General features: G+C 70.7%; 16 protein-coding genes. 6 read left to right on the forward strand and 10 right to left on the reverse strand.

Annotated features, from left to right (window positions below):
- Nucleotide 1: 1 nt before the first annotated feature.
- Nucleotides 2–1,246 carry an isoprenylcysteine carboxylmethyltransferase family protein gene (locus KLK06_RS41805; protein ID WP_214641243.1) on the reverse strand — a complete coding sequence of 415 codons (1,245 nt, stop codon included), beginning with the start codon at nt 1,244–1,246 and terminating at the stop codon, nt 2–4.
- Nucleotides 1,243–2,127, reverse strand: a complete 885-nt coding sequence (locus KLK06_RS41810; RefSeq protein ID WP_308168696.1) for a hypothetical protein — start codon at nt 2,125–2,127, stop codon at nt 1,243–1,245. The genes KLK06_RS41805 and KLK06_RS41810 overlap by 4 nt, the downstream gene beginning before the upstream one ends.
- Nucleotides 2,128–2,208: 81 nt before the next feature.
- On the opposite strand from KLK06_RS41810, the gene KLK06_RS41815 reads away from it, so the two are divergent.
- Nucleotides 2,209–2,859 carry a TetR family transcriptional regulator gene (locus tag KLK06_RS41815; RefSeq protein ID WP_308168697.1) on the forward strand — a complete coding sequence of 217 codons (651 nt, stop codon included), beginning with the start codon at nt 2,209–2,211 and terminating at the stop codon, nt 2,857–2,859.
- On the opposite strand, the gene KLK06_RS41820 is transcribed toward KLK06_RS41815, so the two are convergent.
- From KLK06_RS41820 to KLK06_RS41830, 3 genes are all read right to left on the reverse strand, one after another.
- Nucleotides 2,849–3,268, reverse strand: coding sequence for a hypothetical protein (locus tag KLK06_RS41820; RefSeq protein ID WP_214641245.1), 420 nt, complete (start codon nt 3,266–3,268; stop codon nt 2,849–2,851). The genes KLK06_RS41815 and KLK06_RS41820 overlap by 11 nt on opposite strands.
- Nucleotides 3,269–3,393: 125 nt before the next feature.
- The gene (locus KLK06_RS41825) at nt 3,394–5,268 is read right to left on the reverse strand and encodes a glycoside hydrolase family 97 protein (protein ID WP_214641246.1); all 1,875 of its coding nucleotides are present in this window, start codon (nt 5,266–5,268) and stop codon (nt 3,394–3,396) included.
- Nucleotides 5,269–5,440: 172 nt separating this feature from the next.
- Nucleotides 5,441–6,106, reverse strand: a complete 666-nt coding sequence (locus KLK06_RS41830; RefSeq protein WP_250906834.1) for a TetR/AcrR family transcriptional regulator — start codon at nt 6,104–6,106, stop codon at nt 5,441–5,443.
- Nucleotides 6,107–6,194: 88 nt separating this feature from the next.
- Here KLK06_RS41830 and KLK06_RS41835 point away from each other — a divergent pair, with 88 nt between their 5' ends.
- From KLK06_RS41835 to KLK06_RS41845, 3 genes are read left to right on the forward strand one after another with little or no spacing between them, the layout of a single operon-like run.
- A complete protein-coding gene (locus KLK06_RS41835) occupies nt 6,195–7,415 on the forward strand; it encodes an MFS transporter (protein WP_284735299.1) in 1,221 nt (406 codons plus the stop codon).
- Between the two features lie 18 nt (nt 7,416–7,433).
- The gene (locus KLK06_RS41840) at nt 7,434–8,030 is read left to right on the forward strand and encodes a Chromate resistance protein ChrB (RefSeq protein ID WP_214641247.1); all 597 of its coding nucleotides are present in this window, start codon (nt 7,434–7,436) and stop codon (nt 8,028–8,030) included.
- Entirely contained in the window at nt 8,027–8,437 is a 411-nt protein-coding gene (locus KLK06_RS41845; protein WP_214641248.1) for a YkvA family protein, read from the forward strand. The genes KLK06_RS41840 and KLK06_RS41845 overlap by 4 nt, the downstream gene beginning before the upstream one ends.
- 24 nt (nt 8,438–8,461) lie before the next feature.
- Here KLK06_RS41845 and KLK06_RS41850 read toward each other — a convergent pair whose 3' ends face one another.
- Together KLK06_RS41850 and KLK06_RS41855 are read right to left on the reverse strand one after the other, a co-directional pair.
- A complete protein-coding gene (locus tag KLK06_RS41850) occupies nt 8,462–10,777 on the reverse strand; it encodes a DUF4118 domain-containing protein (protein WP_214641249.1) in 2,316 nt (771 codons plus the stop codon).
- Between the two features lie 39 nt (nt 10,778–10,816).
- Complete coding sequence (locus KLK06_RS41855; protein ID WP_214641250.1) at nt 10,817–11,284, reverse strand: cupin domain-containing protein; 468 nt, start codon at nt 11,282–11,284, stop codon at nt 10,817–10,819.
- A gap of 177 nt (nt 11,285–11,461) precedes the next feature.
- Between KLK06_RS41855 and KLK06_RS41860 the strand changes: the two genes are divergently transcribed.
- Complete coding sequence (locus tag KLK06_RS41860; protein WP_214641251.1) at nt 11,462–12,745, forward strand: ArsB/NhaD family transporter; 1,284 nt, start codon at nt 11,462–11,464, stop codon at nt 12,743–12,745.
- 50 nt (nt 12,746–12,795) lie between these two features.
- On the opposite strand, the gene KLK06_RS41865 is transcribed toward KLK06_RS41860, so the two are convergent.
- Nucleotides 12,796–13,638 (reverse strand): universal stress protein, encoded by an 843-nt coding sequence (locus tag KLK06_RS41865; RefSeq protein WP_214641252.1) that lies wholly within the window; start codon nt 13,636–13,638, stop codon nt 12,796–12,798.
- Nucleotides 13,639–13,785: 147 nt separating this feature from the next.
- Here KLK06_RS41865 and KLK06_RS41870 point away from each other — a divergent pair, with 147 nt between their 5' ends.
- Nucleotides 13,786–14,442, forward strand: a complete 657-nt coding sequence (locus KLK06_RS41870) for a pyridoxamine 5'-phosphate oxidase family protein (RefSeq protein WP_214641253.1) — start codon at nt 13,786–13,788, stop codon at nt 14,440–14,442.
- 20 nt (nt 14,443–14,462) lie between these two features.
- Here the strand turns inward: KLK06_RS41870 and KLK06_RS41875 are convergent, their stop codons facing one another.
- Nucleotides 14,463–15,311, reverse strand: coding sequence for an alpha/beta fold hydrolase (locus KLK06_RS41875; protein ID WP_214641254.1), 849 nt, complete (start codon nt 15,309–15,311; stop codon nt 14,463–14,465).
- Nucleotides 15,308–16,471: an NAD(P)/FAD-dependent oxidoreductase gene (locus tag KLK06_RS41880; RefSeq protein WP_214641255.1), complete on the reverse strand. Its 1,164-nt coding sequence runs from the start codon at nt 16,469–16,471 to the stop codon at nt 15,308–15,310. The genes KLK06_RS41875 and KLK06_RS41880 overlap by 4 nt, the downstream gene beginning before the upstream one ends.
- Nucleotides 16,472–16,551 lie beyond the last annotated feature (80 nt).

A 16,551-nucleotide genomic window follows, 5' to 3' on the forward strand; every position in this document is an offset into this window, starting at 1 on the left:
TTCATGAGGTCTTCGCGGGTCCCGCGGCCCGTGCGGGGCCGGCGCCGAAGGCGTCCGCGCACAACTGGGCGAACCAGCCCACCCCCGGCAGCAGGAGCAGCCAGCCGAGCAGCGCCCAGCCCAGGTGGAGGTGCTGGGCCACGTGGGCGAAGGCAGCCACTCCCTGGGCGCGCAGCCCGTCGGCGCGTTCGTAGGTCATCCGGCGCAGGCCGTGCGGATAGCCCTCGGCGGGCCGAATCCGCAGCGAGACCGGCCGCCGGTGCGCGATCCAACGGCCGAGTGCGCCGCATCGCTCGCAGGTCGCGGCCACGTAGACGTCGGCGTGCGGCATGCCGGTGTAGGGGCGGAGCCGGGGCAACCAGGGGCGTACCTGATCACGATAGGTCGCCCAGTCCCGGCCGTACCGCGTGGCAAGGTATGTCCCTTCGTGCCAAGAAGCCAGCCCAGCACCGTAGGCGACGCAGATCGCCGCAGCGGCGGCGAACCGGAGGTCGAAGACCGCGAGCACCAGGTAGGCGCCCGCCATGGATGCCTGCATGGGATTGCGCAGGTAGGCGTACGGGCCGCTCGTGACGAGCCGTTTCGGCGGGTCGTACGGCAGCGGCGTCCCTCCCCCGGCGGCGGCGAACTCGCGGACGGCGGCCAGACCGAACAGCAGCGGCACGGCGAGGACCTGGGCCAGCAGCCCGATCACCCACTCGGGCTGCCGCCACACGCCGGTGAGCGCGACGGGCGCGCCGAGCATGAGCCCGCCCGCGAGGACCACCTGAAGCGGCGCGCGCCAGGCGAGCCGGCGGTCCGCGGCGGTCCACCGGGCCATCAGCAGGCCGGGCAGCAGGCAGAGCGCGATCGCGACGGCCTCGCCGTACAGCCAGCCGTGCCCCAGCACCACGACCGGCTCGGCCGGCGGCATTACGCCCAGGTCCAGCCAGGCGAACCCGGCCAGGACCAGAGGGAGCGGGTAGGCGCGCGCCGTGTGCGCGGGCAGCGCCCCCCACAGCAACGCCCAGCCCAGCAGCAGATCGACGGGGATGCCCGCGACGACGGCGCCGTCGGCGGCGAACCGCCACCAGCCCGCGTACGGGGCGAGGACGTTCACGATCGCGAGGGTGAGCAGATTCCACGCCGTGGCCAGGATCATCGCGGCGATGTCCCGCTCCCCCGGCCGCCGTACGGCCGCCGCGATCCAGACGGCGGCCATCGGGCCGAAGAGCGCGACGCCGCGGATCAGCGTGGGGTCGTTCATGAGGTGAAGGTCTTGGCCAGGTAGCCGGCCGCCTCGGAGACCGCGTAGCGCTGGAGCGGGCCGAAGTACCAGCCCGGGTCGAAGGTACGACGATAGCCGAGGGTCAGCCTCAGGTCGCCGCTTCGCCAGTCGAACGTCGCCCGGCGCAGGTCCATCCAGCGGGCGAGGGTGGTGTCCGCCACCACGGCGAACACGACCCGTCCGGGCGAGCGCTCGCTCACGCGCAGGGTCATGGACCGAGGTTCGAGGGGAGCGCCGATGCCCAGTGAGCGGCGCGGCGTGAAGATGATCTTCCGGGTGTCGCCGACGGCCAGTCCGGTGCCTTCGGCCCGTAACGGCCGGGGGAAGCCGAGTGCCAGGAACCGCGACTCCACCGGCCCGAATCGTGGTTCGGCGGCCAGCGCCCGTTCGACGTCCGTGGTTCCCGTGGCCTGGGTGACGCTGACCTCGTTGTCACGGGGCAGCGAGGCCGCGGTGCCCTCCAGCATGGCGGCGATGAGGAGCGGCGCGATGAGGAGGTTCATCCGCCCGTTGCCATCGCGGCGCCTGCCGTGATCGATGAACAACCCGACCACCGCGCCGACGAGGTAGAACAGCGGCGCGGCCATGACCAAGCAGACGATCCCCTCGCCGAGCAGCGGGCCGGCCAGGGCCAGCGCCACGGTGATGGACGCCATGACCATCCCGGTCGTGCTGCGGGCCCGCGCGGTGAGGGCGACGGTGATGGCGATCACGGCCGGGAGGCCGATGTAGAACAACGCCGTCTGCTCCAGATGCCCCTCGTGCAGAACTCTGTGGAGCAACATCGCCGCGAACAGCGCGGCCAGCACCCCGGCCAGCGTGCGCCGCGCTCTCAGCTGCGGTTGGCGTTCAGGCTCCACACGCACCTCTTAATCGAGAGATTTAATCAGGTGATTAAACTGTACGATGAGGACGCGGGACTCTGTCAAGCGGGGGTGCGGGTGGCCGGAAAGCAACAGTCGGGTGCGGAGACCCGCGACCGGCTCATCGACGCCGCGGCCGAGACGATACGGAGCCAGGGATACGCCGGCACCAGCGCGCGGGCCATCGCCAAGGCCGCGGAGGTCAACTCGGCGCTGGTCTTCTATCACTTCGGCGGCGTCGACGCGCTGCTGCTCGCCGCGCTGGACCGGTCATCGGAGCAGCGCATGGCGACCTACCGGCAGGCCGTGGAGAAGGCCGGGAACCTCGAGGAACTGGTCCAGACCGCGAGCGAGATCTACCGGGCCGACCTCGAAGGCGGGCACATCACCCTCTTCTCCGAAATGGTCGGCGCGAGCATCGCCCGGCCCGAACTCCGCGCGGAGATCACCGCCCGGTCCGAGCCCTGGATCGACTTCATCGAGCAGGCCCTGGACCGGGTCATCGGGGGGTCGCCCCTGGCCAAACTGCTGCCACCGCGCGATCTCGCGTACGCGGCGATCACGTTCTACCTCGGCGTCAACCTCTTCACCCACCTCGACGCCGACCGCACCCGGACCGAGGCCCTGTTCAACCTGGCCGAACGGGTGGCGCCCCGCGCGAGGCTGCTCACCATGCGCCTCCCCGGCCGCCGCAAGCCGGGGTCGACGCCGAAGGCTGTTACGGAATGACGATGGAGAATGCCCGGTCTTCCCACTTATTTGGCATTCCGGTAATGACCAGGAAAGTGTCCGTTCGGGTACCGCAGGTGGGGTCAGGCCACATTGACACCCGGATTCCGTACTCGAATGACGTGTACTGCAGAGTGGCCGACGGAACAAGCCTCGTGACGTCCAGTTCCTTGTCCGCCAACTCGACGCAGTAGCGCCCGGTGGCAGGCTTCGTGACCGACGCGATTCCCTTGGCCCGGTTGATGCTTCCGTCGGCGTTGACCACGGCCGCCGCCTGCGCGTACGGGGCCGTCACCTTGGTCGGGGCGGCGATGGTCGCCGCCGCGGCCCCGGCGCCCGCGACCGCCACGACGAGGCCGGCCGCCGCGCTTGCCCAGACAAAAGCGCGTACCTTCTTGTTCTCAAGCATGCCATTCCCTTTTCGAGAGCACTGAAGTCACGCATGAATATGCAGCACGTCTCGATGGCCCCGTGTGCATCGCGGGTGGTGGCGAGGTAAAAGTAGTGAATTACGGAGTTGGTCGCCGTGGAGGTTTATCGGTCGCAGGTCGTGATCCCCGGATGCCAGCGGCAGGCGATCGCCGCGTACCCGCCCTCGGCCGGCACCGCCACCGAGAGCCGGCCGCGCGGCCCGTCGACCACCTGGCTCTCCCGCACCAGGCCGGTCGGGCCGTCACGCACCACCTCGACCAGCCAGCGCCCGCGCAGCATGCCGAGCGCGACGTCGAGCGTCCGGGCCGCGCCGGAGATCCCGGCGCCCACGAACCACCGGTCGCCGCCGCGCCGGGCCAGCACCACGTGGTCGGCCGGGCGGCCGGACAGCAGGCGCGTCTCGTCCCAGACCGTGGGCACCTGTTCCAGGAAGCGTTCGGCCTCCGGCCGGGTCTGGTAGGACGCCACGGTGCCGGCCAGGTCCTGCAGGCCGGACTCGTACGTCACGGCCAGGCCCAGCTCATGGGCGTCGGAGGTGGGCCGGGCCGGACGCTGGAAGGCCATCGGGGTGTAGTCCATCGAGCCGACGACGTTCCTGGTGAACGGCAGGGTCGTCAGGTGGGCGGTGGTGAGGGTGCGCTTCTCGCTGCCGTGCACGCCTTCCATGGTCATCACCTGCGGCCAGGTGCGGTGGATGCCCTTGGGGATGGTCGAGCCGTGGAAGTTGACCATCAGGTGGTTCTCGGCGGTGGCGGGCAGGATCTCGTCGTACCAGCGCAGCCGTTCCTGCGACTCCGCGTCCATGAAGTCGATCTTGACGCCGCGTACGCCCCACTTCCGCAGGGTGGGCAGCCACAGGGCGCGCTCCTCCGGCGTGTCCAGGTCCCGGAAGTGGATCCAGACCACGATCTCCACGCCCTTGCCGCGCCCGTACTCGACAAGCTGGGGTATCCAGCTCGTGGACGGCCATTCCGGGTCGGTGACGTCCCACTGGTCCTTCAGGAAGTACCAGCCGGCGTCCACCGCCACGTACGGCCAGCCGCGGGCCGAGGCGTAGTCGACGAACTCCTTCTGCAGGTCCAGGCTCTGCCCGGCCTCCCTGCCGCCCGCGAGCCAGGTCCACAGCACCTGGCCGGGCTCGATCCAGGAGGTGTCGCGGACCTTGGAGTCCGGGGCGAGGTCGTCCACCAGCGTGGACTCGGTGACCGTGGCCAGGTCCCCGACGATCATGACGCGCCACGGGGTGGCCAGGGGCCCGCTGACCTGCACCTGCGGATCCCATAACTGCAGGCGGTAGGTGCCGGTGCCCTGTTCGTGGGTGAGCCTGGGACCGGAGTAGCGGCCGTCGAGGTCGGACTCGGTGACCAGGAGGTAGGTGCCGCCGTTCTCGAACAGGGCGGGCACCATGAAGTCGGCCGCGGGCGCGCTCTGGGCCGTGTACTGCAGGAACGGGTTCTCGTAGTCGCGGCGATGCACGGCCAGCCAGGCGGTGGCGTCCTGCGCGGGCGTGAACGCCGAGGTCTCGCGCAGGACCGCGCCGTGGTCCTCCGGCAGCCGGTAGCGGTAGGCGACACCGTCGTGGGCGACCCTGACGACCAGGTCGAGGCGGGCGCCGGCGGCGTTCTCGAAGGTGAAGACGGTCTCTCGCATGAGCGCCCACCGCTTGAGGCGCTTGCCGACCGTGGTGGTGTAGTGCTCGGTCACCACCCGGTCGCGGCGGTGCAGGAATCGCAGGCCCTGTGACAGGTCGGCGCGCTCGGTGACGATGCCCGCGGGGCTGGGCTCCAGCACTCGGACGCCACCGCGGGTCACGGCGAGGGCGAGGGTGCCCGCCTGCGGGTCGAGCACGAGCTCCGCCGAGGGGCCGCCGGGGAAGCCGGTGATCTTCCAGCTTCCCCGGGCCGCCTGGGCGGGCAGCGCGGGGAGGAGGCCGAGGGCCAGGAGGAGAGCGACGCACAGACGGATCAACGCGGCCATGGGGGCTCCTGCGAGGCACATACATCGGATGTGTGCCCGGATCGTAACCCGTAGATCTTCGCTTGACCAGCGCCACCCACCGACGCGTTGACCCGCCGACGGGATCAGTGTCGAGGCGCGCGGAACCCGCCGACCGGGTCAGCGGCAAGGCGTGCGGAACCCCGCGACCGGGTCAGCGGCGGGGCGCCAGGAACCCGTCGACCACGCGGCGGGCCTTGTCCCCGGCGTCCTTGTCGCCCAGGCGCAACGCGGTGTTCGCGGCGGTGAACACGGCGTCGATCTGGAAGGCCGCCAGATCGGCGTCCAGGTCGGCGATCTCGCCGGAGTCGACGGCCCGTCGCAGCTCAGCGGCGAGGAGAGCGAGCCAGCCCTGGTGATGCCGGACCAGCGCGTCGCGGACCCGCCCCGGCCGGCTGTCGAAGTCGGGGAGGTTCGCCGCCCAGAAGCAGCCGCCCGCGAACAGCGGCGTCTCGGCGTACGAGATCCAGTGCTCCGTCAGCGCGCGCAGCCGGGAGGCGCCGCCGGGCGCGGCCGACGCGGGGTGGACGACCGCGTCGAGGAAGGCCTCGCGGGCCGACGCGACGGCGGCGACCTGCAGTTTCTCCTTCGTCCCGAAGAGGGTCGCGACACCGCTCTTGCTGAGCTTGAGGTCGCCGGCCAGCCGGCCGATGCTGAGCCCGTTGAGCCCCTCCAGCGACGCGACGTCGACGGCGTGGCGGGCGATCGCCTGCCTGGTCCGCGCGCCGCGCAGGAGCCGTAGATCGGAGGTCTCCGCCTCCACCGGCTCGGACGAGCCCGGGTCCGCGCCGGCACCCGACCGTTGTGCTAGCTCGCTCATGGCCCCATCCTGCCACACCCTTGCCATAAGTGTACGAACGATCGTACGCTCACTTTCGTGACTGACACCCTCGAACTTCGTCGCCGGCCTGGCGCTCTTCACCCTGGCATCGGCCGCGTGCGCCATCGCGCAGACGGCGGCCGGCCTCATCGCGGCGCGCCTGGTCCAGGGCCTGGGCGCCGCGTTGATGCTCCCCCAGGTGTACGCCGTCATCACCGTGCTGGTCCCCGAGAAGGAACGGCATCGTGTCTTCGGCGTCCTCGGAGCCGTCGTCGGACTCGCCACCATCGGCGGTCAGGTCGTCGGCGGCCTGCTGATCAGCGCCGATCTGTTCGGCTCCGGCTGGCGGCCGGTGTTCTGGATCAACGTCCCGATCGGGCTCGCCGCGATCCTGCTCGCCATCGGCCGCATACCGGAGTCCAGGGCGGCGCTCGCCCGCAAACTCGACGTCCGGGGAGTCGTCGTGCTCAGCGTCGCGTTGTTCCTGCTCGCCTTCCCGCTCATCCAAGGCCACGAAGCGGGCTGGCCCTGGTGGACGTGGGCGGGCTTGGCCGCGAGCGTCCTTGGTCTCGCCCTCTTCGTCTCCATCGAACGCCGGATCGGCAGGCTCGGCGGCGACCCCCTCCTGAGGATCTCGCTCTTCGCCACGCGGTCGTTCTCCGTCGGCATCGTGCTCGTCCTCGCCATCTACGCCGTCATCACCTCCTACTACCTCGTCCTGTCGATCGCGCTGCAAGACGGACTCGGCCTGTCGGCCCTCGGGGCGGGGCTGGTCTACACCCCCGCGGCGGCGACCTTCTTCGTCTTCAGCATGATCGCCGGCAGGCTCGTGCCGAAGTACGGCCGCCGCGTCCTGGAGATCGGCGCGATCGTGCTCGCGATCGGGTACGCGGCGACCGTGATCGTCTTGACGTACGGCCTGCCGTTCACGCCGGGGGTCGTCATCCCGACCCTCATGCTGCAGAGCGTGGGAGGCGGGCTGCTCATCACGCCGTCACTCAACGCGGTCCTGACCCGCATAGACCCCGACGACGCGGGCATCGCCTCCGGCGTGCTGTCGACCGCGCAGCAGGTGGGCGCCGCGCTCGGCGTCGCCATCATCGGAGTGGTGTTCTTCAACTCCTTCGACTCCGCCGACGGCGGCCGGACCGCCGCGGCGGCCCACGCGCTGGCGATGTCCTCGGTCTTCACCTTCACCACCGCGATCGTCGCGGCCGTCCTGGTGTATCTGCTGCCGAAGGGGCAGCCGGCCGGGTCATCGCCGAAGAAGGTCCGGGCCAGGTCATCGAGCAGGCAGCAAGGCATGTAACGGATGTAACATGCGACTGTGACGGACACTACGGATGAGCAGGGCTGGTTGCTGATCAGTGTGTCCACCGCCGGCGCCGCCGGGACGTTGCGCGTGCAGGTGTGGCGCAAGCTGCGCTCGCTAGGCGCGCTGTATCTGCAGCAGTCGGTGTGCCTGCTGCCCGAACGCGCCGAGACCACCCGGCAGGCGCGCCGCCTGCTCGACCGGGTGCACCAGCAGGGCGGCACCGGCCGGATCCTGCGCATGACCATCACCGACCCAGCCGAACGCCGGCAGATCATCGGCGAGTTCAACACCGCGCGCGACGCCGAGTACACCGAGGTCCTGGAGCGCCTGCCCGCCTTCCGTGCAGAGCTCGAGCACGAGCGCTCCCGTGGCCGCACCACCTACGCCGAGGTCGAGGAGTCCGAGGCCGATCTGGAGCGCTTCCGCTCCTGGCTGGCCAAGATCGCCGCGCGGGACTACTTCGCCGCCCCCACCGGCGCGGCCGCCCGCGCGGCCGTCGAGGACGCGGCCGCCGACCTGGCCGCCTTCGAACAGGCTGCGCTGGCCGCCGAAACGCCCATCGAGAGCGGGGCGACGGTGGCGAGCCTGCGCGAGAGCGAGCCGCGATGACCGGATCGTGGGGATGGGATCTGCTGATCGGGATCGCCGCCGCGTTGCTGGTCACCTGGCTGGCGCTCATCGCCACGCTGGCCATCATGCGGCCCCGTGGCGGACTGCTGCGCGAGGCGCTGCGGCTGCTGCCCGACGTGCTGCGCCTGGTACACCGTCTGGCCGCCGATCCCCTCCTGCCTCGTGGGGTACGGGTGCGGCTCGCTCTGCTGCTGGCCTACCTGGCCTTCCCCATCGACCTGATCCCCGACTTCATCCCCGTGCTCGGCTACGCCGACGACGCCATCATCGTCACCGCGGTCCTGCGCTCAGTGGTACGCCGGGCCGGTCTGCCGGCTGTGCGCCGCCACTGGCCCGGCACCGACGACGGCTTCGCCGCGCTGTGCCGCCTGACCGGACTGACCTGATCAGGGCACCTGCCCTGGCGAAGGTCAAGCCGGGCTCGCCGAGATGGGCAGGGTGAGGGTCATGGTGAGCCCTCCCCCTGGGGTCTCCTCGGGTACGAGGGTGCCGCCCATGGCCTCGGCCAGCCCCCGGGAGAGCGCGAGGCCGGAGTGGTCGTCGCGCTGGAACGGCAGGAACACCCGGTCGTACGCCTCCGGCGGCAGGCCGGGGCCGCGGTCGATGACGCGGATCCGCACGTGTTCGCCGTACCGGCTCGCGGTGATCGCGACCCGCTGATCCGGTGGGCTGTGGCGGACGGCGTTGGACATGAGGGTGACCAGCACCCGTTCCAGCAGGGCCGGGTCGGCGAGCACCTCGGGCAGCCCGATCGAGATGTCGCCGTCGACGCGGTCGTGCAGCGGCCCGAGATCGTCGACCGCCCGGGGCACGACCTGTTCGAGCGCCACCGGCTGCAGGGCGAGCCCGAGCACGCCGGCCTGCAGGCGGCTCATGTGCTTGGCCAGCGGCTTGGCCTGCTCGGCCGCCTCCTCCAGCCGCTGCTGCCGCAGGGCGACGGCCGTCTCGGCGGCGAAGGCCTCGACCACCCCGCGGTCGGCGGCGTCGAGCAGGTGTCCGCTCATGGTCAGGACCAGATCGTCGTCGATGACCACATCGGCGTCCGCCTCTGACGGGCTCGTGCACGGCGTTCCGCCGGAGGTGGCGACGATCCGCCAGTCCTTCGGCTGGGATTGGTCGTCCGGGGTCGGCGGGCCGACTCGCTCCAGCAGCGTCACCGACGACAGTCCGAACGTCTCCCGCAGCCTGGCCAGCAGCGACGGCACGGCGGCCTCTCCGCGCAGGACATGCCCGGCCAGCGTGGAGAGCACCTCGGCGTCCGCGCGGGCTCGGGCCGCCTCCCTGGTACGGCGGGCCGCGATGTCCACGATCGTGCTGACCGCGACCGCGACCACCACGAAGGCGACCAGCGCGAAGACGTTCTGCGGGTCGGCGATCGTGAGCCCGCCGACAGGCGGCGTGAAGAACCAGTTCAGCAGGAGCGACCCGCCGACGGCCGCCGTGATGGCCGGCCACATGCCGCCGGCCAGCGCGACGCCGACGGTCAGGAGCAGGAAGAACAGGATCTCGCTCGGCAGGCTCAGCTCCTCGCGGAACACGCTCAGGATCGCGGTGAGCACGGGCAGCCCGGCCAGCGCCATGGCCCACCCGCTCAGCCGCCGCTCGCGGGTGAGCGCGGCCCGCGTACGCGGCGGGCGGCGGCCCTTCTTGACCTCGTCGTGAGTGATCATGTGGACGTCGATCGAACCGGACCGTGCCGTCGTCTCCACCCCCACGCCACGGGACAGGATGTGCGCGAGCCGGCCCCGCCGCGACGCGCCGAGCACGAGCTGGGTGGCGTTGACGCCGCGGGCGAACTCCAGCAGCGCGCCCGGGATGTCGTCGCCGACGACCTGGTGGTAGCTGCCGCCCATGCTCTCCACCAGCGTGCGCTGGCGGGCCAGGTTGACCGGGTCGCCGCCGGCCAGCCCGTCGGCGCTGGTCACATGGACGGCCAGCAGGTCGGCGCCCGTGGTGCGGGCGGCGACACGGGCCGCGCGCCGTACCAGCGTGTCGCCTTCGGGGCCGCCCGTCAGCGCGACCACCACCCGCTCGCGTGTCTCCCAGGTCGCGGAGATGCCGTGGTCGGCGCGGTAGCGGTCGAGCTGGTCGTCGACTCTTCCGGCCACCCAGAGCAGGGCCAGCTCGCGCAGCGCGGTCAGGTTGCCGACCCTGAAGTAGTTCGACAGGGCGGCGTTGACCTTCTCCGGGCCGTAGACGTTGCCGTGCGCCATCCGGCGGCGCAGCGCCTCGGGCGACATGTCGACCAGCTCGATCTGGTCGGCCCGCCGGACCACCTCGTCCGGCACGGTCTCGCGCTGCGGGACGCCGGTGATCTGCTGGACGACGTCGTTGAGCGACTCCAGGTGCTGGATGTTGACCGTGGAGATGACGTCGATGCCGGCGTCCAGGAGGTCGTCGATGTCCTGCCAGCGCTTGGCGTTGCGCGAGCCGGGCACGTTGGTGTGGGCCAGCTCGTCGATCAGCGCCACCTTCGGCGCGCGGTCGATGACCGCGTCCACGTCCAGTTCGGTGAACGTGGCGCCGCGGTAGACGAGCGTCCTGCGCGGGATCAGCTCCAGGCCGTCGAGCAGGGCGGCGGTACGGGGACGGTCGTAGGTTTCGACGAGGCCCACGACCACGTCTCTCCCCCGCTCCAGCGCCCTGCGGCCCTCGGAGAGCATCGCGTACGTCTTGCCCACCCCGGGCGCCGCGCCGAGGTAGACCCGTAGCCGCCCCCTGCTCATGGTCCGCCGAGCGCCAGGCTCGCGATTCCTCCGCTCTGTTCAGTCGGGAAGTCTCATCTCCAGCCCGTGGCGGAGCCCGGCTGCCGTCACCGCCTTCAGGCTGGGCAGCGGATGCTCCGACGGCGGGGCCTCCCGGGTCGGCGCCAGCTCGCCTACCTCGGTGAAGAACTCATCGATGCCGCCGGGAGAATAGACCACGAGAAGGCGCGTATCGGTGAGGGGTTCGAAACGCTCCCACGTTTTCTGAGGGATGTAGAAGAAGGACCCGGCACCGCCTTCTACCACCTGATCGTCGATGTGCAGGCGGACCGTTCCCTCCAGAACGTAGATCATTTCCGCACCCGGATGCGTGTGCGGCGGCGGACCCATTCCGGCCGGGACGGTCATCTCGACGACGCTCAGGCCGCCACCCGTCTCGTCGCTCGCGGCCTTGATCTCATAGAGACCGCCCATCACCCAGTACGCATCCCCGTCCCCGGGCTTCCGCGCGATTACGTTGTCCGCCATCTCATCCTCCTATGGTCAATATCCACATTCGGTAATCACCACACGACCAGGAGTGATCCAGTAAGGTCAATCGTTCTGCGGGCAAAAGACACCAGAAGCAGGTAAACAAGACCGTTCACGCCCGAACGGCTGGTCTAGGGTGCTCGCGAGGCCCGCATCGCCCCCGGAGGACCGCCTGTGATCGCGATCGCAACCGTGGCGATCTTCATCGTGGCCTACGTTCTCATCGCGACCGAACGGATCCACCGTACGGCCGCCGCTCTGGGCGGCGCGGCGATGATGCTGCTGATCCACGCCGTGGACGGCCGGGCGGCGTTCTTCGCCGAACGCACCGGCATCGACTGGAACGTCATCTTCCTGCTGCTCGGCATGATGATCATCGTCGGGGTGCTGCGGCAGACCGGCGTCTTCGAGTACCTGGCGATCTGGGCCGCCAAACGGGCCAAGGGGCGGCCGTTCCGGCTCATGGTCATGCTGATCGTCATCACGGCGGGTGCCTCCGCGCTGCTGGACAACGTCACCACCGTGCTGCTGATCGCCCCCGTCACGTTCCTGGTGTGCGACCGGCTCGCCCTGCCCGCCGCGCCGTATCTGATCGCCGAGGCGATGGCCGCCAACATCGGCGGCACCGCCACCCTGATCGGCGATCCGCCCAACATCATCATCGCCAGCCGCGCCGGACTGACCTTCAACGACTTCCTCATCCACCTCGCGCCGTTGATCATCGTCCTGGTCGCGGTGTTCGTGGGGCTGTGCGGGTGGCTGTTCCGCGACGCGTTCGTCTACCACCCCGAACGGGTCGCGGAGGTCATGGAGCTGAACGAGCGGGAGGCGATCAGGGACCGGCTGCTGCTGTGGCAGAGCCTGGGCGTCCTGGTGATCGTGATCGCGGCGTTCGTCCTGCATCCGGTGCTGCACTACGAGCCCGCCGTCGTCGCGCTGCTGGGCGCGGGCCTGCTGGTCGCCGCCACCAAGGTGACGACCGAGGAGTCACTGCGTGAGGTCGAGTGGCCCACCCTGGCCTTCTTCATGGGCCTGTTCGTCATGGTCGGCGCCCTCGTCGAGACCGGCGTGGTCGGCCGGCTCTCCCAGGCAGCCGCCTCCGCCACCGAGGGCGATCTGGGCCTGGCCACGATGGTGCTGCTGTGGGCGTCGACCGGCCTGTCCGCCATCATCGACAACATCCCGTACGTGGCCACGATGAGCCCGATCGTCGCCGACCTCGCCCACTCCTTCGGCCCCGGTTCGCAGGTTCTGTGGTGGGCGCTGGCCATCGGCGCCGATCTGGGCGGCAACGCCACGGCGGTGGGCGCCTCGGCCAATGTCGTCATCATCGGCATCGCCGAACGCAACGGCGTGAAGATCGGTTTCTGGGAGTTCACCAAGTACGGTCTGGTCGTCACCCTGGCCACGGTGGCGGTGGCGACGCCGTACCTGTGGCTGCGTTATCTGGCTGGCTAGGCCCGGGAGCCGTGCCCTGGCGCTATGACCACCTCCAGCGGTGCGGGTCCTTACGCGCGCACTATCGCCACCGGGCAGCGGACGTGGTGCAGGACGCCGCGGCTGACCGAGCCGAGCAGCATCGCGGCCACCGCGCCGTGACCGTGCGAGCCCACCACCAGCAGGTCGGCGCGGGTGGACGCGTCGGTGAGCACTTCCACCGGCTGCCCCTGCTGAGGATCCTCGACCACCGTCACCCGCGGGTAGTCCTTCCTGAAGGTCTCCAGCCGGTCGCGGACGACCTGGTACTGCGCGGTGCGCACCTCGTCCATGCCGTAGACCACCTCGGGCGCGAACGCGTGCACCGGCAACTGCCAGGCGTGCATCACCCTCAGCACGCTCCCCCGCACCTCGGCCTGCCGGAAGGCGTACGCCAGCGCGGGCTCGCTCTGCGGCGAGTCGTCCACCCCGACCACGACCTCGCCGAACACCGGCCGATGATCGCCCCGCACCACCACGACGGGACAGCGCACCCGCCCCGCCACGTGCGTACTGACAGAGCCCAGCAACGCGCCGGCGAACCCACCGAGCCCACGGCTGCCCAGCACGATCTCGGTCGCGCCCCCGGCCTGCTCACGCAGCACCTCGGCGGGCGCGCCCTCGATGTCCTCCGTCATGACCTCGACCCCGGGCTGCCGCTCACGGGCCAGGGCCAGCGCTTCCCGCAGAATCCGCTGCCCCTCACGCAGCAGCGTGTCGGGCAACGCCGCGCCGGGGAACTTACCGATCTGGTACGGCGAACGGTCCACCGCATGCACGATCCGCAGCGGCTCCTTCATCCGGAAGGCGTCGTTGACCGCCCACTCCACCGCGGCCCGCGCGGTCACCGAGCCGTCCACTCCTACGACGATCATGATCCGTCCTCCTTCGCTCCCTTCCCATCGCACTCGCTCACCGACCGCCGGAGCAGGGCCGGAAGTCCGTCAGGCAAGAGCCGAAGGACCCTGTTTGCCCCGGTGACCTGTGCGTAGCGTCATGGCCATGAGGACAAGGAGACGGTCATGACAGGCACCGGTGACTTCGCACGTCGCATGATTCACCACCGCGAACGGCTGGGCCTCACCCGCGAGCAGGTCGCCGACCGCGCGGAGATGTCCCCCGGGTACGTCCAGTACCTCGAAGGGCACCTGAGCCCCCCGAACACCAGCACGGTGACCCGCCTGGCCACCGCGCTGGAGACCACCGTTCAAGACCTGCTGGGCGGCGGCCGGGACCGCCCGTCCGGTGGCGGCCCCGCCGCGGCCGACCCGGTCCTGGACGTGCTGGAGCCCGAGGAGTGCCTGCGCCTGGTCGCGCCGGGCGGTGTCGGCCGGGTGGCGTTCAACGGCTCACACGGGCCGACGGTGCTGCCCGTCAACTACCGGCTCCACGACGGCGCGATCGTGTTCCGCACCTCACACGGCGGCCCCATGGACCAGGACCTGCGTACCGGCCTGCAAGACGTGGAAATCAAGGTCGGCTTCGAGGTCGACAAGATGGACGAGGCACAGAGCGAGGGCTGGAGCGTCCTCATCCAGGGTCCCGTCCACCACGTGCCACCGGACGAGCTGGCCCAGGTCAGCGAGTCCGACGTCACCCCGTGGGCCGGTGGCGACCGCCGGCTCTACATCCGCATCGTCCCGCACCAGATCACCGGCCGCCGCGTCCACGGCCGCTGAACCGGCCACGAAGCCGCTGGTCAGGGTGTGCCGAAGAACTCGTGCAGAGCCGCCCCCACGACCTCCGGATGATCGTCCGGGCCCGAGTGCCCCAGGCCCGCGAGCGTGACACGTCGCGCGTGCGGGAGCGTGGCGGCCAGCTCGTCCAGCGTGCGGTCGAAGTACGCCGGGCTCTTTGAGCCACCGAGCAGCAGAACCCGTGCGTCGAGCGCCGCATAGTCCTTGACCGTGTCGGCCATGTCCCGGAGTATCCGCATGTCGAAGTGCTGGGTGGGGACGAGCGCTTTGATCGGTACGTCATCCTCGAGCAGGTCGCCCTGCACGCGCATGCCGATCGCCATGAACGGCACGAGGACGAGGCGCGGGACCCGGCCGAGCACCGGTTCGGCCTCAAGGCCCTTCAGCGCCGTCACCAGCGCGGAACCGATCTTGCCGGCGGCGATCTCCCGGTCGTAGCGCGCCACCCAGCCCATCGGCACCGAACCGTCGATGGACAGCGGAGGCTCGTACAGGGCGATCCGGTCAAGGGCCGGGGTGGTGAGGGCCGTACGCAAGGTGACGAGCGCACCCGAGCTCAGTCCGAAGACCCGCGTCGCCCCGGTCGCCGTGACGAGTGCCCGCAGGTCTTCGACCTCCCGCAGGACGCTGAAGTCATCACCGTGGGGTCCGCTCAGCCCGCGTCCACGCCGATCGGGCACGTAGACGGTGAAGTCGGCGGACAGGGCGGCGGCGAGCTTCATGAAGTGCTGCGCCGCCAGCATGCCGCCGTGCAGGAGGATCAGTCCGGGTCCGCGGCCGCATCGCCGGTAGCCGATCGTAGTCCCGTCGGCGGAACGGACCCGGCCGGTGCTGTACTCGCGCTCCTTCACGGCGTCTCCTGCGGCTGCGGACGGACGAACCTCTTCAGCGCCTGCTTGCCGTGCTCCACTGCCGCGTTCCCGCGGTCGAGCAGATCGTCCTGGTACTCCCCCAGCGCCGATGTCAGGTCCCGTTCGCCCCGATCGACCTCGGCCAGCCGCGCCGACAGTCGTACGGCGTCCTGCATGGCGGTGTTCGCGCCATTTCCTCCGCTGGCCAGGGTCAGGTGGGCGGCGTCGCCGAGCAGCGTGACCCGGCCCACCGGCCAGGACGGCATCGGCCGGTCATAGATCTTGGACCGGCCTACCGCGCTCATGTCGGCGGAGCGCACCAGATCCCGCAGGTCGGGGTGCCAGCCGTCGATGAGGTCCAGCACCAGCTCGCGCGCGTCCCCCGACTCGGTCGCCGCAGGGTGCTCCGGCGGGACCAGCAGCACCCACCGTACGTAGCTGTCCCGGTAGGGCATGTCCAGCCCGGGAGCGAGCGCGGCGGCGGCCTCGGACGGTTCCCTGCCGAACTGCATCCGCCCCAGCATCAGCGTGACTCCGGGGCCCTTGACCATCGTGCCGCGTCCCGGTACCAGCCGCAGGAATCGGTCGGTGATCGGCGTGCGCCCCATCGCCCCGCACAGGTCGGAGTCGACGAGTCCGACCTCGGGCACCAGGTGCCGCCGCACCACGGAGTTCCCGCCGTCGGCGCCGACCAGCACCGCACCGGTGGCCTGCGTGCCGTCGGCGAAGCGCGCGGTCACGCTCCCGTCCGGCTCCTCCGCGAAACCTCTCAGCCGCTTGCCGTGCGCGACCCGGTTCCCCAGGTCGCCGAGCAGGATCCGCCGCAGCACCTGCCGGTCCACCGCCCTGGCCTCCGCCGGTGGCCCCTCCAGGTCGCGGCTGAGCACCGTGAGCTGCTCGTCGAACATCAGTCCAGGCCCCGTAAGGCTCCCACTGGTGATCTCGACCAGGTCGTAGAGCCGCTGCGACAGGCTCGCGCGCAGAGCAGCCAACCCGGGCTCGGCCAGCCCGATCCGGTATCCCTGGAACCGCTCGTCGCTGCCGTCGTCCGCCTCGTACACCCGGACGTCGATGCCCGCACGGACGAGCGCGTGCGCGAGCGTCAGCCCGCCGAGGCCCGCCCCGATCACCAGCACCCGTCCCACGCCTTGCTCGGTCATGAAACCCTCCGTCTCCGACGTGAACAACGTTCACGTGTACATTGTTCACGTACGCGGAGCCGGATTGTCAACCGGGACTT

The sequence above is a fragment of the Nonomuraea sp. NEAU-A123 genome (genome assembly GCF_018603905.1).
GTDB lineage: Bacteria > Actinomycetota > Actinomycetes > Streptosporangiales > Streptosporangiaceae > Nonomuraea.